11 protein-coding genes and 5 pseudogenes are annotated in these 16,301 nt (G+C 38.4%); 14 read left to right on the top strand and 2 right to left on the bottom strand.

The window, feature by feature from the left end; genetic code table 11:
- Positions 1-7: 7 nt before the first annotated feature.
- From rbfA to lepA, 8 genes and pseudogenes are all read left to right on the top strand, one after another.
- Positions 8-357: pseudogene (rbfA, locus tag NBRC111893_RS05040) on the top strand (30S ribosome-binding factor RbfA).
- A gap of 114 nt (positions 358-471) precedes the next feature.
- Positions 472-1,375 (top strand): annotated as a pseudogene (gene truB / locus NBRC111893_RS05035) (tRNA pseudouridine(55) synthase TruB).
- 16 nt (positions 1,376-1,391) lie between these two features.
- Entirely contained in the window at positions 1,392-2,354 is a 963-nt protein-coding gene (gene ribF / locus NBRC111893_RS05030; RefSeq protein ID WP_125008222.1) for a riboflavin biosynthesis protein RibF, read from the top strand.
- Positions 2,355-2,468: 114 nt separating this feature from the next.
- A complete protein-coding gene (gene hrcA, locus NBRC111893_RS05025; protein WP_125008221.1) occupies positions 2,469-3,506 on the top strand; it encodes a heat-inducible transcriptional repressor HrcA in 1,038 nt (345 codons plus the stop codon).
- Positions 3,507-3,523: 17 nt separating this feature from the next.
- Positions 3,524-4,099, top strand: a complete 576-nt coding sequence (grpE, locus tag NBRC111893_RS05020) for a nucleotide exchange factor GrpE (protein ID WP_125008220.1) — start codon at positions 3,524-3,526, stop codon at positions 4,097-4,099.
- 19 nt (positions 4,100-4,118) lie between these two features.
- Positions 4,119-5,968: pseudogene (gene dnaK, locus NBRC111893_RS05015) on the top strand (molecular chaperone DnaK).
- 97 nt (positions 5,969-6,065) lie between these two features.
- Positions 6,066-7,217, top strand: a complete 1,152-nt coding sequence (gene dnaJ / locus NBRC111893_RS05010) for a molecular chaperone DnaJ (RefSeq protein ID WP_125008219.1) — start codon at positions 6,066-6,068, stop codon at positions 7,215-7,217.
- Positions 7,218-7,391: 174 nt separating this feature from the next.
- Positions 7,392-9,230, top strand: a pseudogene (gene lepA, locus NBRC111893_RS05005) (translation elongation factor 4).
- Between the two features lie 51 nt (positions 9,231-9,281).
- Here lepA and NBRC111893_RS05000 read toward each other — a convergent pair.
- Positions 9,282-9,677 (bottom strand): hypothetical protein, encoded by a 396-nt coding sequence (locus tag NBRC111893_RS05000; protein WP_125008218.1) that lies wholly within the window; start codon positions 9,675-9,677, stop codon positions 9,282-9,284.
- A gap of 136 nt (positions 9,678-9,813) precedes the next feature.
- On the opposite strand from NBRC111893_RS05000, the gene NBRC111893_RS04995 reads away from it, so the two are divergent.
- The 6 genes and pseudogenes from NBRC111893_RS04995 (at position 9,814) to NBRC111893_RS04970 (ending at position 15,299) form a co-directional block, all read left to right on the top strand.
- Positions 9,814-10,167 (top strand): hypothetical protein, encoded by a 354-nt coding sequence (locus NBRC111893_RS04995; RefSeq protein WP_225417591.1) that lies wholly within the window; start codon positions 9,814-9,816, stop codon positions 10,165-10,167.
- Between the two features lie 32 nt (positions 10,168-10,199).
- Entirely contained in the window at positions 10,200-11,162 is a 963-nt protein-coding gene (gene prmA, locus NBRC111893_RS04990; RefSeq protein WP_125008217.1) for a 50S ribosomal protein L11 methyltransferase, read from the top strand.
- A 2-nt stretch (positions 11,163-11,164) separates the two neighbouring features.
- Positions 11,165-11,907: pseudogene (locus NBRC111893_RS04985) on the top strand (16S rRNA (uracil(1498)-N(3))-methyltransferase).
- Positions 11,908-11,959: 52 nt separating this feature from the next.
- Positions 11,960-14,194: a RelA/SpoT family protein gene (locus NBRC111893_RS04980; protein WP_125008216.1), complete on the top strand. Its 2,235-nt coding sequence runs from the start codon at positions 11,960-11,962 to the stop codon at positions 14,192-14,194.
- Positions 14,195-14,206: 12 nt separating this feature from the next.
- Positions 14,207-14,653 (top strand): D-aminoacyl-tRNA deacylase, encoded by a 447-nt coding sequence (gene dtd / locus NBRC111893_RS04975; protein ID WP_125008215.1) that lies wholly within the window; start codon positions 14,207-14,209, stop codon positions 14,651-14,653.
- A 16-nt stretch (positions 14,654-14,669) separates the two neighbouring features.
- Complete coding sequence (locus tag NBRC111893_RS04970; protein WP_125008214.1) at positions 14,670-15,299, top strand: HAD-IA family hydrolase; 630 nt, start codon at positions 14,670-14,672, stop codon at positions 15,297-15,299.
- Positions 15,300-15,393: 94 nt separating this feature from the next.
- Here NBRC111893_RS04970 and NBRC111893_RS04965 read toward each other — a convergent pair whose 3' ends face one another.
- Positions 15,394-16,197, bottom strand: a complete 804-nt coding sequence (locus tag NBRC111893_RS04965) for an N-acetylmuramoyl-L-alanine amidase family protein (RefSeq protein WP_369689705.1) — start codon at positions 16,195-16,197, stop codon at positions 15,394-15,396.
- Positions 16,198-16,301: the final 104 nt, after the last annotated feature.

Here is a 16,301-nt window from a genome sequence, read left to right as displayed (position 1 = left end):
ATTATCCATGGCTCAATACAGAGTTGGTCGACTTGAACAAGAGATTCAAAAGAAGTCACTGATATTTTGCTGAAGCGAGTTCGAGATCCTCGAGTTCAGGGCGTAACTGTCACTGGAGTAGATGTTACCGGTGACTTACAGCAGGCAAAAATTTATTATAGTATCTTGTCAGATAAAGCATCTGATAAGGAAAAAACTCAAACCGGAATGGAAAAGGCAACAGGCTTAATTAGAAAAGAACTTGGTGCCCGTTTGAGTATCTTTAAAACACCAGAAATTACTTTCGAACAAGATGATTCAGTTCGTTATGGTGACAAAATTGATCGCTTAATTAATGAACTAAATTCAAAACAATAATAAATTTAGAGATTTGGCAGATACATTGGTCAAATCTCTTTTTGATACATATTAATAAAGTAGCGTGGTGCTATGCTATAATTTATTGAATTAAAGCTTATGGGAGAATTACTAATGAACGGTGTATTACCACTTTTTAAAGAAAAGAATATGACCAGCTTTGACTGCATTAGCCAGTTAAGGCGAATTTTGCATACTAAAAAAATTGGACATACTGGAACCTTAGATCCTAACGTCGATGGAGTGTTACCAATTTGTGTTGGTCCAGCCACTAAAATTTCCGAGTTATTAATGCAGTCAGGAAAGGCTTATCGTGGATCAATCACATTTGGCGTTGCTTATGACACTGAAGACCTAGATGGCAATATTATCGATTCAAAGCCAGTTGAAGAACCGCTGACTAATCAGCAAATCAACGATGCTCTTAGCAGGATGGTTGGCGACATTGAACAGATTCCACCCATGTTTTCGGCAGTGAAAGTTAACGGTAGAAAGCTGTATGAATATGCACGTGAAGGAATTGAGATTGAGCGTAAGGCCCGGATAATTCACGTTGATTATTTTAAACAAATAGAACCAGCGACTTATGATCAGGATAATAAGCAACAAACAATTTATTTCGAGGTTGGCTGTTCTAAAGGAACTTACGTGAGGACACTTGCCGTTGATTTAGGAAAGCAATTAGATTGCCAGCAGTTATGTCTTCACTAACCAGAATTAAAGTGCTGGATTTACAATCGATCAATGCGTGAAATTATCCGAGGTTGCAGAAGCGATGGAGGCGGGAATCGTTGATAAATACTTCGTATCACTTGATGATTCACTAGCACAATACCCTAGTATTGACTTATCTGATAAACTTTGGCAGTTGGTTGGTAATGGAGTCTTTTTAGATATTGATGAGCTACAATCTACTGAGAACGTGGTTAAATTAAAGTATGACGGTGAGGTTAAAGCTCTTTATCAGTTTGACGAGCAAAAGAACCAGTATCGACCTTATAAAATGTTCTTAAATTAATTGAAGGTGAATTAAATTGGAAATCGTTAAGTTACATTATCCACTAGCAGAAAATGTTGGTAGTAAAGAAAAAATTGTATTAGCAATGGGATTTTTTGATGGTGTTCACTTGGGACATCAAGATGTATTGCATCAGGCTAAGCAAAAAGCTCAAGAACTTGGAGCTAAGTTTTGCGTGCTAACGTACGATCATCATCCTGCAATTGTTTACAAACAATTAAATGCTCATGAAAAGCGGTATTTAACGCTTTATGATGAAAAAATGCGAATTTTTGAATCATTAGGTGTCGACCGAGTGTATTATACTAACTACACTTATGCATTTCAAAATCAGACAGAACAAGAATTTGTTGATAATTTTATCAAGCGCTTTAATGCCGTAGCAGTTGTTGCAGGATTCGATCACACTTATGGCGGTACTAACACTGCTGATATGAAACATTTGCCCAAATATAGTGATGGCAAATTTGAAGTCATTACGGCTAAGCCAGTTGAATTAGCTGATGAAAAAGTTAGTTCAAGTAGAATTCGTCAAGCACTTGATAATTGTAATATAGAATTAGCTGATCAATTGCTTGGCCGTCCATTTCGTTCTAGTGGGGTAGTCGTGCATGGCCGTGAAGTTGGTCGTCTGTTGGGTTATCCAACTGCTAATGTGGAGCATTCGGAGCTTCAGTGGCTGCCTAACGTTGGTATCTACATCGTTCGGGTTGAAGTAGCTGGTAAACAACACATTGCGATGGCGTCTGTTGGCCATAACGTTACATTTTCTGATACTTTACCAATGACCATAGAAATAAATATTTTAGATTTCAATCAAAATATTTATGGCGAAACATTGATTGTAGATTGGTTATCTCATATCCGGGATGAGGTTAAATTCGAAACAACTGAACAACTAACTGAGCAATTATACGCTGATGAAGTCTTTACTCGTGACTATTTAAAGTTACATCCAGAAATTATTAGCACTCATTAGAATTGTTTGCTAAAAAATTTGCTTGATGTCTTGACTAATAGTTATGGGTTTGATAGATTATATATGTGCCTTAGCACTCGATAGTTATGAGTGCTAAAAAGAGGTGATTTCAAATTGTTAACTGATAGACAAAACGAGATTTTGCAAATTATTATTCGTGATTACACGAAGAATGGAATGCCTGTGGGATCTAAAGTCCTCTCGGATGAATTTCCGACACATGTTAGTTCCGCGACCATCCGAAATGAGATGGCGACTCTAGAAGCTAAAGGCCTGATTACTAAGACTCATTTTTCTTCAGGTCGTATTCCCTCGATGGAAGGTTATCGTTACTATGTTGATAATTTAGTTCAGCCTGATCCATTAGATGATAGTTCTGAAGATTTCATCAAGAGTTCATTTAACGGTGATTTCAACAGGATTGATGAGATAATCCAAGAGTCTGCTAAGGTATTATCAGATTTAACTAGTTATATGGCAGTTTCCTTTAACCCTGAACAAGATAAAACAATCAAGTTATCAGGATTTAGGTTGGTCAAACTTGACGAACGTCAGGTAATGGCAATTATCGTGATTGATAATGGTCATGTAGTTGATAAAGTAGTTAGGTTACATGATGTCACGCCGGAACAGTTGCAAACAATTGTTAATATTATTAATGAAGAGTTAGTTGGTAAGCCGCTTAATGAAGTTGTTAATAAGCTTCAGTTTGAAATTCCAGCGTTAATTGCAAAGTATGTCCAAACGCCAGAAGGTTTCTTGAAAATATTTGATGATATGATCAATGAAGTTGGGAAAGATCGGGTTCACATTGGTGGCAGATTGAATTTACTCCGTTTCGCTGATCGTCAAGATATTGACTATTTGAAGCCGCTGTATAATTTGTTAGATACTGGTGATGGAGTAGCCCAATTAGTAAATCCTGATTCTAGTGATGTTGAGGTTAGGATTGGTAATGAGTTACGAAATGATTTATTGAGAAACTATAGTTTAATTACCGGTACTTATGATCTTAAGAAATATGGACGTGGTGTAATTGCGGTAATTGGACCAACGAGAATGCCATATGCTAAGGTAATTGGAATCGTGGGTGCTCTTAGGGAAGAAATGACTCGCAAGATTCTTGGATACTATGATAACGATGATAATTAATTTAAAGGAGGCGATTTTTGTCAGAAGAAAAGCATGATTCAGCTGAAGAACCAGTAGAAAATAGTGACGCTGTCAATGATGATTCCCACGAATCAACTGATGATCAAGCCTCTGAACAAGAGAGTTCTCCGGAAATTGATCAAGTTGATCAGTTGAAAGCTCAATTAGATGATATGGAAAACAAATATCTCCGAGCTGAAGCTGAAATTAAGAATATTCAGAATCGCGCCAAAAAAGAGCAAGCTGACTTGATTAAGTACGATGGACAGCAATTAGCTCATGATATTTTACCAATTGTCGATAACTTACAAAGGGCTTTGAGTGTTGAAGTTACCGATGAAAGTGGGAAACAATTAAAGCAGGGAGTTCAGATGGTATCTGATCACCTTGAAAAGGCGCTGCTAGATAATAAAGTTGAGAAAATTGATGCTCAGGGTGCAGTTTTTGACCCTAAGTATCATCAAGCGATTCAAACGGTTGATGCAAATGATGACCATAAGGCCGACACAGTTGTTCAGGTTCTCCAAGAGGGATACCGGTTAAATGACCGTGTGTTACGTCCCGCAATGGTTGTCGTTGCAAAAATAATTTAAAAAAAGGATACGATAAAATATGGCAAGTAATAAAATTATTGGTATTGATTTAGGAACTACTAACTCAGCTGTTGCTGTTCTAGAAGGTAGCGAACCAAAGATTATTCCTAATCCTGAAGGTGCAAGAACAACTCCTTCAGTTGTTGCATTTAAAGATGGCCAACCACAAGTTGGTGAAGTTGCAAAACGACAAGAAATTACTAATCCTAACACTGTAGTTTCGATTAAGAGTCATATGGGTGAAGAAAATTACACTGTTGATATCGAAGGCAAGAAGTACACTCCTCAACAAATTTCTGCAATGATTTTACAATATATTAAAGGTTTTGCTGAAGACTATCTTGGTGATACAGTTGAAAAGGCTGTTATTACTGTTCCTGCTTACTTTAATGATGCTCAACGCCAAGCAACTAAAGATGCTGGTAAAATTGCTGGTCTTGAAGTTGAAAGAATCATCAATGAACCAACTGCTGCTTCTCTTGCATATGGTTTGGACAAGCAAGACAAGGATGAAAAGGTTCTTGTTTATGACTTGGGTGGTGGTACATTTGATGTTTCTGTACTTGAATTAGGTGATGGTGTTTTCCAGGTGCTCTCCACAAATGGTGATACTCACCTTGGTGGTGACGACTTTGACCAACGAATCATTGATTGGCTCGTTGCTGATTTTAAGGCTACTAATGGTGTTGACTTAGCCAATGATAAGATGGCTCTTCAACGTTTGAAAGATGCCGCTGAAAAAGCTAAGAAAGACCTTTCAGGAGTTACTGAATCGGAAATCAGCCTACCATTTATTTCTGCAGGTGACAATGGACCACTTCATTTACAAACAACATTAACTCGGGCTAAATTCAATGAATTAACTGCTGATTTAGTTGATAAAACAAAAGTCCCATTTGATAGCGCATTGAAAGATGCTGGTTTATCTGTTAATGATATTGACCAAGTAATCTTAAACGGTGGTTCAACTCGAATTCCTGCTGTTCAAGAAGCAGTAAAGAGCTGGACAGGTAAGGAATCTAACCATTCAATTAACCCTGATGAGGCGGTTGCTTTAGGTGCTGCTGTTCAAGGTGGGGTTATTACTGGTGATGTTAAGGACGTTGTTTTGCTAGATGTTACTCCATTATCATTAGGTATCGAAACGATGGGTGGCGTGTTCACTAAGTTAATCGACCGTAACACAACTATCCCTACTAGCAAGTCACAAGTGTTCTCAACTGCAGCAGATAATCAACCAGCTGTTGATATCCATGTTCTTCAAGGTGAACGTCCAATGGCTGCTGACAACAAAACCTTAGGCCAATTCCAATTGACCGACATTCCTGCTGCTCCTCGAGGAATTCCTCAAATCGAAGTTACATTTGATATCGATAAAAACGGTATTGTGAATGTTTCTGCTAAAGATAAGGGAACTGGTAAGGAACAAAAAATCACCATTAAGGATTCATCTGGTCTATCTGATGATGAAATTGAAAAGATGATGAAGGACGCTCAAGCTAACGAAGAAGCTGATAAGCAACGTAAGGAAGCTGCCGATCTTAATAATGAAGTTGATCAACTATTGTTCTCGACTGACAAGACTTTAGAAGAAGTTAAGGACAAAGTTTCTGAAGATGAGATTAAAAAGGCAACCGATGCTCGTGATGCTTTGAAGAAGGCACGAGAAGATAATAATATTGACGATATGAAGGCTAAAAAGATGAACTTACTAAGATTACTCAAGATCTAGCAGTTAAGTTATATCAAGATCAAGCCCAAGATGGTCAAGCCGCTGATGGGTCCGCAGATGCGGGTTCTGCAGATGGTAACAAAGATGACGGTACTGTTGATGGTGACTTCTCAGAAGTTGACGATGACAAAAAATAATTAATTGTCCAAAAAGTCAAGGCTAGTGAGCTTTGGCTTTTTGTTAAAATATGGTATTCTGTCAAGGATGATAAAGTAACTAAGACGGGAGTTTAGCATGGCTAACAAAGATTATTATGATATTCTTGGGGTATCCAAGGATGCTTCTGACGACGACATTAAGCACGCCTACAGAAAGCTTTCAAAAAAATACCATCCAGATATTAACAAAGCACCAGATGCTGAGCAAAAATTTAAGGATATCACTGAAGCTTATGAAGTATTAGGTGATTCTCAAAAACGAGCTAACTATGATCAATATGGTTCTGCAGAAGGTCCTCAAGGATTTGGTGGCGGTGGCTACTCACAAGGTGGCGCAGATTTTGGCGGCGGTTTTGGATTTGATGATATCTTTAGTCAATTCTTTGGCGGTGGTGGCGGTCAACAAACCGTTGACCCAACTGCACCACGACAGGGTCGAGATTTGCAGTACCAGATGACTTTGGAATTTGAAGAGGCCATTTTTGGAAAGAAAACGCGAATCAAATATAATCGTGAAGCTCAATGTGACACCTGTGGTGGAACTGGTGCCAAACCTGGAACTTCTCCGGTAACGTGTCATAACTGTGGTGGTCGAGGATTTGTGACCGTTGAAACTAATACACCACTTGGAAGAATGCAGACTCGTCAAGAATGTCCAGTATGTAACGGAACTGGTAAAGAAATTAAAGAAAAATGTCCAACTTGTGGTGGTAGTGGTCACGTTGATCAAAGCCATGAGATTGAAGTTACTGTTCCAGCTGGTGTCGACGATGGTCAACAAATGCGATTGCAAAATCAAGGCGAAGCCGGGGAAAATGGCGGACCTTATGGTGATTTGTATATTGTATTTAAGGTTAAGCCTTCAAAGATCTACCAACGTGACGGTGCAACAATTTACATGAACCAAGACATTAGTTTTTCCAAGGCTGCACTTGGTGGTAAAGTTAAAGTTCAAACAGTTCATGGTGATGTTGACTTAACAATTCCCGCGGGAACCCAGAACGGCACAGTATTTAAATTACGTGGTAAGGGTGCCCCACACCTACGTGGTAAAGGAAATGGTGATCAACGAGTTACAGTTAACGTTGTCACACCAAAAGCTCTAAGCAAGGAGCAAAAGGTTGCGCTTGAAGCGTTAGCTGCTGCTTCAGGTGAAGGAGATTTGGGATCAGGTAAGTCAGGAAACCTGTTTGATAAATTAAAGGATGCTTTTGACGGTAAGAAGTAAAGTTTTACAAATTAATTAGCAATTAAAATTGTGCTAATTTAATTCGTCGTTGGTATTTTAGAATGAATAAAGAGACTGCTAGTGATAAACATTTCTAGCAGCCTCTTTTCTTTTGGTGGTTCAATCACTTATAATTGAACTAGTTAGTAATTTGAACGAAAGCGAGATATCAACATGGATATTGAAAAAATGAAAGAGCATCAAAAGTATATCCGTAACTTTTCCATTGTTGCGCATATTGATCATGGAAGTCGACACTGGCGGACCGAATTCTTGAAATGACTGACACCGTGTCTGAACGGGAAATGAAAGATCAACTATTAGATAATATGGATCTTGAACGTGAACGAGGCATTACCATTAAATTAAATGCTGTGGAACTGAAGTATCACGCTGATGATGGAAATGACTATGAGTTTCATTTAATTGATACACCAGGACACGTCGATTTTTCATATGAAGTTTCCAGAAGCTTGGCAGCTTGCGAAGGAGCCATTTTAGTTGTCGATGCTGCTCAAGGGGTTGAGGCGCAAACCTTGGCTAATGTATACTTAGCTTTAGACGACGATTTAGAAATTGTGCCAGTAATCAATAAGATTGACTTGCCATCAGCTGAACCTGATAAAGTTAAAGAAGAAATTGAAAATGTTATTGGGATTGATGCTTCCGATGCCGTTATGGCTAGTGCTAAAAAAGGAATTGGAATTAAAGAACTACTTGAACAAATCGTTGCTAAGGTGCCAGCGCCAACCGGCGATGTCACAGCACCATTGAAAGCTTTGATTTTTGATTCCATTTATGATGATTATCGTGGGGTGGTCCTTAGTGTTAGACTTGAAGACGGAACTGTTAAACCGGGTGATCGAATTAAGTTAATGAACTCTGGCTCAGAGTATGAAGTGACTGAGGTTGGCGTCAATTCACCACACCCAGTTAAGCGTGATTACTTGATGTCTGGGGACGTTGGTTATATTACGGCTAGTATCAAGGACATTACCCAAACTCGAGTGGGTGATACGATTACTAATGCTACTAATCAGGCAGATAAAGCCTTACCTGGTTATCGAGAAATGAATCCAATGGTTTATGCCGGGCTTTATCCAACTGATAATGCTAAATTTGAAGACTTGCGAGAATCCTTAGAAAAATTAAAATTAAATGATGCGGCTTTAGAATTCGAACCAGAAGTTTCACAGGCGTTAGGCTTTGGATTCCGCTGTGGGTTCTTAGGACTCCTGCATATGGATGTTGTCCAAGAACGACTAGAACGAGAATTTAATTTGGACTTGATCACGACGGCACCATCGGTTACGTATAATGTTAATAAATCTGATGGTACTGAGATTGAAGTCGAAAACCCCTCTGAAATGCCAGATGCTTCTGAAATTAAGTCGATTTTAGAAACCCTTTGTCAAGGCTACAATTATGGTTCCAAATGAATATGTTGGGGCAGTAATGGAACTTTGCCAACGACGTCGAGGAATTTTTGAGACTATGGATTATTTAGATGATTATCGGGTTAACGTGATTTATCACATGCCATTATCTGAAATCATCTTTGATTTTTTTGACAAGCTAAAATCAAGTACACGTGGATATGCATCCCTGGATTATGATCTCGAAGAATATCGCCCAAGTGATTTAGTTAAGGTCGATATCTTGTTGAACAGTGATAAAGTCGATGCTTTGAGCTTCATTACGCATAAACAATTTGCTGATAGTAGAAGTCGGGACATTGTGACTAAATTAAAGGGTATTATCCCTCGACAAAACTTCGAAATTCCAATTCAAGCCGCCATCGGTTCCAAGGTGATTGCTAGAACTAACATCAAGGCATATCGAAAAGATGTTACTTCTAAAATTCATACTGGTGATCCAGACCGACGAGCTAAGCTGTTGGATAAACAAAAGCGAGGTAAGAAACGGATGAAGTCCGTTGGTAAGGTCGAAATTCCACAAGCTGCATTTATGGCAGTCTTACAAACCGGCGAAGACGAACAAAGTGATAAATAAAAAAATGGAACTATAATGAAGTTAGTAACTTCTAGTTCCATTTTTTTAGTGTTAACCAATTCGTAGTTCCGTAATTAAATTAGTGTCGATAATAATTTTATTTTCGGCATCTCGGTGATATTTAACCCGGCTAAGTAAGTTGTGTTCAATGACATAATCATTGAATAAATTTTTAGGGGGAACTTGTAGAATTCCAGGATTATGGGAAGCTTCAAAAGCTACCTGTCTAAGGACATATTTATCAGGGATGGCTTTGAAGATAGTGTCCAATGCATCAAGAGCCGCGACTCCAGTTTTTAGTAAATCGGGCTGTAAGTGATCACGGTAAAAAATTTGTTGTCCCTCATAAATTGTGGGACTTAAATTGTTTTCTAGAATTGATGTATAACCAATTCTAATTGTTTCATCAGTGATGCGGTTAATAAATCGGACGCGAAACATTTCCATGTAGGTTCATCTCCTTAGAACTATCATTACAAACAAATTGGAAAAATTCAAATAAATCGTTTGCGTTTTTAGCCGCGTTACATTAGTATATATATTAATTGTTTTTTTATGAAGAGTTTAACAAGCAACAAAAAGCATGCAGGAGGTGTTCATTATTCTCAGTCGCACTAAACAATTTCTTAGAAAAAATGGCTTTTTCTATAAAAAAGAGTATATGCGCCCCTTGTTGACACCCGAAAATATCTATATTTTTAAGTTTGGAAAAAAGCAACTTGATAATAGACTGATAGTTAGGTACAGTCACAAGTGGACTGGAAGACAGCGGATTAAAGAAATCGATTTACGACTTCATAAACAAAAGCATCCGCGTGTATTCCGCACAGAAGCCGAATTATTAGAATACTTAAAATCTCGTCTACTTAACCACGATGCCAAAGTGCATGATGATTTTGATGAGGAAGAAGAAGTATCAAATGGCGCATCCAAATAGGATGCTTTTTTGTATCAGAAAGGAATTTATTTATGAATTGGACACAGGTTTCTGTATTAACAACTAGCGAGGCCGTTGAAGCGGTTGCCAACATTTTTATGGACTTCGATGCAAGTGGCGTTAAAATCGAGGACGCTGAAGATTTTAAGCAAATTAATCCGCAAATTGAGGCGGAACACGGTCGATTATTTGATATTAAAGATATTCCGCATATTACTAATGGGGCTATTGTAAGCTCATACTTTCCTGATAGTGAAAAGATTGCGGCGAAGATTCCGCTAATTGAGGAACGAGTTAGAAATCTAAGCAGTTTCGGCTTAAATCCTGGACCAGCTGAAGTTAAGTCTAACCTGGTCGCAGATGAAGACTGGTCTACGGAATGGGAAAAGTACTATCATCCAGTCAGACTTACCAGATACTTAACGATTGTTCCAAGCTGGGAGGGTTATAATCCAACTACTGGTGATGAACAAGTAATTCGTCTTGATCCAGGTATGGCCTTTGGCACGGGTACTCATCCAACTACCCAGTTATCATTGCAAGCCCTCGAAACGGTCATTCGTGGTGGTGAATCAATGATTGATGTTGGAACCGGCTCAGGAGTTTTGAGTATTGCTGCTAGACGTTTAGGCGTTGGTGATATTTTTGCAACGGATGTCGATGATATCGCAGTTAGATCAGCTAAGGATAATGTTCGGCTTAATTTCGATGAGGATTCTATGGAGATCGTTGCGAATGATTTATTAAACGGGATTCATAAGCAAGTTGATATTGTAGTAGCGAATATTTTAGCAGAAATTCTAGTACCATTAGCACCGCAGGCATTCGAAAATTTAAAGCCAGGTGGAATCTTTATCACAGCTGGAATTATTAACTCTAAATTAGATGTCGTTCGTGAAGCAATTAAATCTGAGAACTTTAAAGTCTTGCAAGTTTTAAATATGGGTGATTGGTATTCAATTATTGCCCAAAAACCTAGTGCAGATGGAGAATAGTTATGCAACATTATTTTATTGATAGTAGTTTACCAGATGATCATAATATTGAGTTACCAGCGGATGTTGCTAAACATTTTGTCAGAGTTTTGAGAAGTGACGTTGGTGAGCAAGTAGAATTAGTTCTAAACGATCATCGTGTATACTTAGCTGAATTAAGTCAAATTAAGGAACAACGAGCAATTTGCCACATTATTCGTGATTTAAATCACAATGTTGAATTGCCCGTTAAAATTTCGTTGATTTGTGGATTACCTAAACAAAGTAAGCCAGAAATTATCGTTCAAAAGGCAACTGAGTTGGGAGTATCCGAAATTGTTTTTACGGAAATGCAAAGATCGGTGGTTAATTGGAATGATAAAGCCCCTAAGAAGTTAGTCGGCTCCAAGAAATCGCTAAGAGTGCTGCTGAACAATCGCATCGGAATATGATTCCAGAAATTAAGTATGCGGATAAAATTACAGATATTTCGGTTTCTGGCTATGATGCCCGTGTGGTAGCATATGAGGAATCCGCTAAGCAAGGGGAACAATCAAAATTAAGTAAAGTATTTGCAGATATGAACATAGGACAATCCGCGGTATTTGTAATCGGACCTGAAGGTGGTGTTTCTGACGATGAAATTAACCAACTAACGGCACACAATTTTATTTCCGCGGGATTAGGTCCACGAATTTTGAGGACCGAGACTGCCCCATTTTACGTGTTGGCAGCCGCATCATATCATTTTGAATTGAGTCATTAATCAATTAATTGTAGAATAGGGCTAAGTATTTACCAAGAAAGTAAGTGATTTTATGGCCACAAAAATATGGACTGCCGATGAAGTTATCAAGCAAGCAGCCGAATATATGAACGATGAGCATGTTAGAGAAGTAGAAAAAGCATATCAGTTTGCTAAAGTTGCCCACGCCGATCAACAGCGACAATCCGGTGAACCATACATCACGCATCCAATTCAGGTCGCCGGGATCTTGGCTGATCTTCATATGGATCCAGCCACTGTTTCGGCTGGCTTTTTACATGATATTGTCGAAGATACGGGAGTAACCTTGGCCGACGTCAGGGAACTGTTTGGCGATGATGTTTCGCTTATCGTGGATGGAGTTACTAAGTTATCTAAAATTAAATATAAATCTAGCCAAGAAAGATTAGCTGAAAATCACCGAAAGTTATTATTAGCAATGTGCCAAGATATACGAGTTATGCTTGTTAAGCTAGCAGATCGTTTGCATAATATGCGAACGCTTAAATCGTTACGTCCTGATAAGCAACGGCGCATAGCTAAAGAAACGCTAGAAATATATGCACCAATTGCTGATCGTTTGGGGATTGGAACGATTAAGTGGGAGCTAGAGGACATTAGTTTACGTTACTTAAATCCGCAACAGTACTATCGAATTGTTCATTTAATGAACTCACGGCGAGATCAACGAGAAGATTATATTCAAAAGGCGATTAGTCAGATTGAGGACTCAATTGCTGATTTACACTTAAAAGTCGATATTTATGGTCGGCCTAAGCACATTTATTCTGTGTATCGAAAAATGGTCGATCAGCATAAGCAATTTAGTCAGATTTATGATTTATTGGCAATTAGGGTAATTGTGGATTCAATCAAAGACTGTTATGCAGTGCTGGGAGCTATCCATTCGGAATGGAAACCCATGCCTGGTCGGTTTAAAGATTACATTGCGATGCCTAAGGCCAATATGTATCAATCTTTGCATACCACCGTCATTGGTCCTGAAGGCAAGCCGTTGGAAGTGCAAATTAGAACTCAAGAGATGCACCAAGTTGCTGAATTTGGTATTGCTGCTCATTGGGCATACAAGGAAGGCATTAAAGATGGTGTGGATGGTTCAAACGATAATAATAAACTAAATTGGTTTAAAGAAATAATTGAACTTCAAGAAGATACCGATGATGCTGCTGACTTCATGGATGGCGTTAAAGGTGAATTATTCGGTGACCGAGTATATGCATTTACCCCTAAGGGAGACGTTTTTGAGTTACCTAAGGGCGCTGGACCATTAGATATGGCATACATTATTCACACCGAAGTTGGTCACCATACTACTGGGGCAAGGGTGAATGGTAAAATTGTGCCGTTGGATTTTGAAATCTCAAACGGAGATATCGTTGATATAATCACTTCACCTAATTCAACTGGTCCAAGTCGTGACTGGCTACAACTAGTGCAAACTAGACGGGCGCGGAACAAAATTAAACAATTCTTCCGTCAAGAAGATCGAGAACAAAATATCGAGACGGGTCGGGATATGTTAGTTCGTCATCTGCAAAATGCTGGATTTAATCCTAAGATGGTTTTAACGGATGGTAAATTGGATTCAGTTGCCAAAGGTATGAATTATCAGCATGGTGATGACTTATTGGCAGCAGTCGGTTTTGGTGATTTACAACCAACCGGAGTTGTTAATCGAATTACTGAGGATATTCGGGCGCAACAAAAGAAAGAACGTCAAGATCAGGCTGAACGAGAAGTGTTGGAAAAACATCAGACAATTTCTGAGAAAACCGAAACTAAGCAACAAAAGAGTTCTCGGCAAGCATCATCGTCTAGTAGGGTCATTATCGAAGGCGTTGAAAACATGTTGGTTCGCTTAAGTCACTGTTGTACCCCAGTTCCGGGTGACCAAATTGTTGGTTATATTACTAAAGGACGGGGTGTTTCAGTTCATCGGGTCAATTGTCCCAACATCAAAAAGGCCGAAGAGAATGGTGAACGTCTAATTGAAGTGTCATGGGAAAATCCTGAGACAGGCAAAGAAACATACCCAGCAAACCTATCAGTTTCTGGATATAATCGTTCTGGAATGTTAACTGATGTTTTAAATGCGGTTGGGAATGTTACCAAGGATGTTTCTTCAATCAATGGCCAGGTTGACCATAATAAGATGGCTACGATTTCAATTTCTGTTGGAATTCATAATTTGGAGCAGTTAGATCGATTAACGAATACCATTAAAAATATTCCAGATGTCTACGTAGTTGAAAGAATCTTTAGATAGGGGTCATGTAAATTGAGAATTGTTCTTCAAAGAGTTAAGCATGCGACAGTTAGAATCGATGAGCAGATCTATAATCAAATTGCTAATGGGTTTGTATTACTCGTTGGTGTCAATGATAACGATGGTGATACAGAGATTGATTATTTAGTTCATAAAATTAGTAAATTACGGATTTTTGAGGATGATAATCAAAAGCTTAATTTAGATATTAAGCAAGTTGGCGGAGCAGTTTTATCGATTTCACAATTCACGTTATTTGCTGATACGAAAAAGGGTAATCGCCCTAGCTTCACTTCTGCAGGTGAACCTGAGCACGCAAAACAGGTCTACGAGCAATTTAATGAACAGTTAGCGTCTACCGGTTTAACGGTTAAACCGGGGATATTTGGAGCAGATATGTTGGTCAGTATTGAAAATGATGGACCAGTAACGATTTTGTTTGATACTGAGAATAAATAGTTGCTAGGAGTTTAGAATGATTAATAATTTAATTTGGGATTTTGATGGTACTTTGTTTGATACTTATCCCCAAATGGTTCAAGCCTTCACGAAGGCACTAAATGATTTGGATATTGATAGCGTTGAAATCGATGAACACGATATTTATGTGGTGATGAGACAGCATTCAGTTGGTGCCGCTTTAAAAAAGTATGCAGCTTTTTATGGCATTAATGAAAGTGAATTAGCGGAAATTAATGCGCAATATCAAGCTGAGATGGTTACTGCTTCAAAACCGTTCATTGGGTCAAAGGAGTTACTAGATTTCGCTCTGGATCATGACGGAGGAAATTATTTAGTAACTCATCGAAATGAACAAGCTAAGACACTATTAGCTAACTACGGTTTGCTTGATAAATTCTCGGGATTTGTTACTTCTGCCAATGATTTCCCAAGAAAACCAAAGCCTGATTCGTTGAATTGGTTAAAGCAAACGTACGATTTAGTTTCTAATCAAACAATGATGATTGGCGATCGGCAGTTGGATGTCGAGGCCGGTAATAATGCAAATGTTAATACAGCTTTATTTGATGTTGATCACACGATTCTGCATACAGGGAACCCGGATATTCGAGTAACATCATTACCAGAGCTACTAGATTTTTAACTGGTAAATAAAAAACGCCAAGGATATCAATTTATCCTTGGCGTTTTTAATTGCTATTAATTATTATCTTTAAAGTAATCATTGATGCCACCAGTTACGTCGTTAGCATACTGCCTTTGATAATTTGCAGATGTGATCTGTTTAAAGTCATCATCGTTATTAATGTAGCCCCCTCAATCAATATTGAGGGAATTGAAATATCGCGTATAACTAAAAAGTTTCCAAATTCAGCTCCTCGATTAGGTAATGGTAAATTGGTTAGCCGCTTATTCACATCCTTAGCTAAATTTTTAGATTGGCCAGGATGATAGTAATATGTGGTAACTCCAGTTGCGTCATTAGCAACATCAGATGAATCAAAGTGAATACTAATAAATAGGTTTGCTGAGTTTTTAGTGGCGATTTTTGGCCGGTCTGCTAACGCAACTGTCTTATTGCTATCTCTAGTCATAATTACCCGCGCGCCTTTAGCACGTAAAGTTCTAGCGAGTTTTGTGGCAAAAATTAGTGTATATTTTTTTTCTTCTTGACCGGTGGTGGATAACGCACCAGAATCACTACCACCGTGCCCAGGATCAATTACAATCGTTGCTTCAGCCAAGCTAGAAACATTATTGGTCTTGGGATTATCAACCAGCCAGGAAGCAACCCAGCCGATATCTTTATGATGAGCAATAACTTTAATCCAGTCATTTTTCCGGTCAATTACTTGGAGGCGTTCTCCTTGATGAATCTTTTCCTTAACGGAATATGTAATTGCGGGTCCAGTTCGTAAATTAAGTGAAGTGACTTTAACCGTCACAGAGTTAGCATACAGGGCAATTAGCATAATTGCTAAGGTGGTAATAATAGTCAATGTGGTGATTATCCAGCTACGATTTTGTATAATTTTTTTCAATGTCTTTCATCCTATTCATTCAGTAATTCTATTATAAAGTAAGCCACCGTTTAAGCAATTGATTTATCATCTTGACATTAATGAAAATCTCGACTAAGGTTATA

Origin of the sequence: Lentilactobacillus kosonis (assembly GCF_003864335.1) — a bacterium.
Classification (GTDB): Bacteria; Bacillota; Bacilli; order Lactobacillales; family Lactobacillaceae; genus Lentilactobacillus; species Lentilactobacillus kosonis.
Note: the sequence above shows the minus strand (reverse complement) of the source record. Positions and strands in the feature narration are given on the sequence as shown.

Bases quoted from the DNA above. Each gene is read 5' to 3' on its own strand.
- NBRC111893_RS04995 (WP_225417591.1), top strand. From the start codon at position 9,814: ATGCAGGAGGTGTTCATTATTCTCAGTCGCACTAAACAATTTCTTAGA.
- NBRC111893_RS04970 (WP_125008214.1), top strand. From the start codon at position 14,670: ATGATTAATAATTTAATTTGGGATTTTGATGGTACTTTGTTTGATACT.
- prmA (WP_125008217.1), top strand. From the start codon at position 10,200: ATGAATTGGACACAGGTTTCTGTATTAACAACTAGCGAGGCCGTTGAA.
- dnaJ (WP_125008219.1), top strand. From the start codon at position 6,066: ATGGCTAACAAAGATTATTATGATATTCTTGGGGTATCCAAGGATGCT.
- NBRC111893_RS04980 (WP_125008216.1), top strand. From the start codon at position 11,960: ATGGCCACAAAAATATGGACTGCCGATGAAGTTATCAAGCAAGCAGCC.
- NBRC111893_RS05000 (WP_125008218.1), bottom strand. From the start codon at position 9,677: ATGGAAATGTTTCGCGTCCGATTTATTAACCGCATCACTGATGAAACA.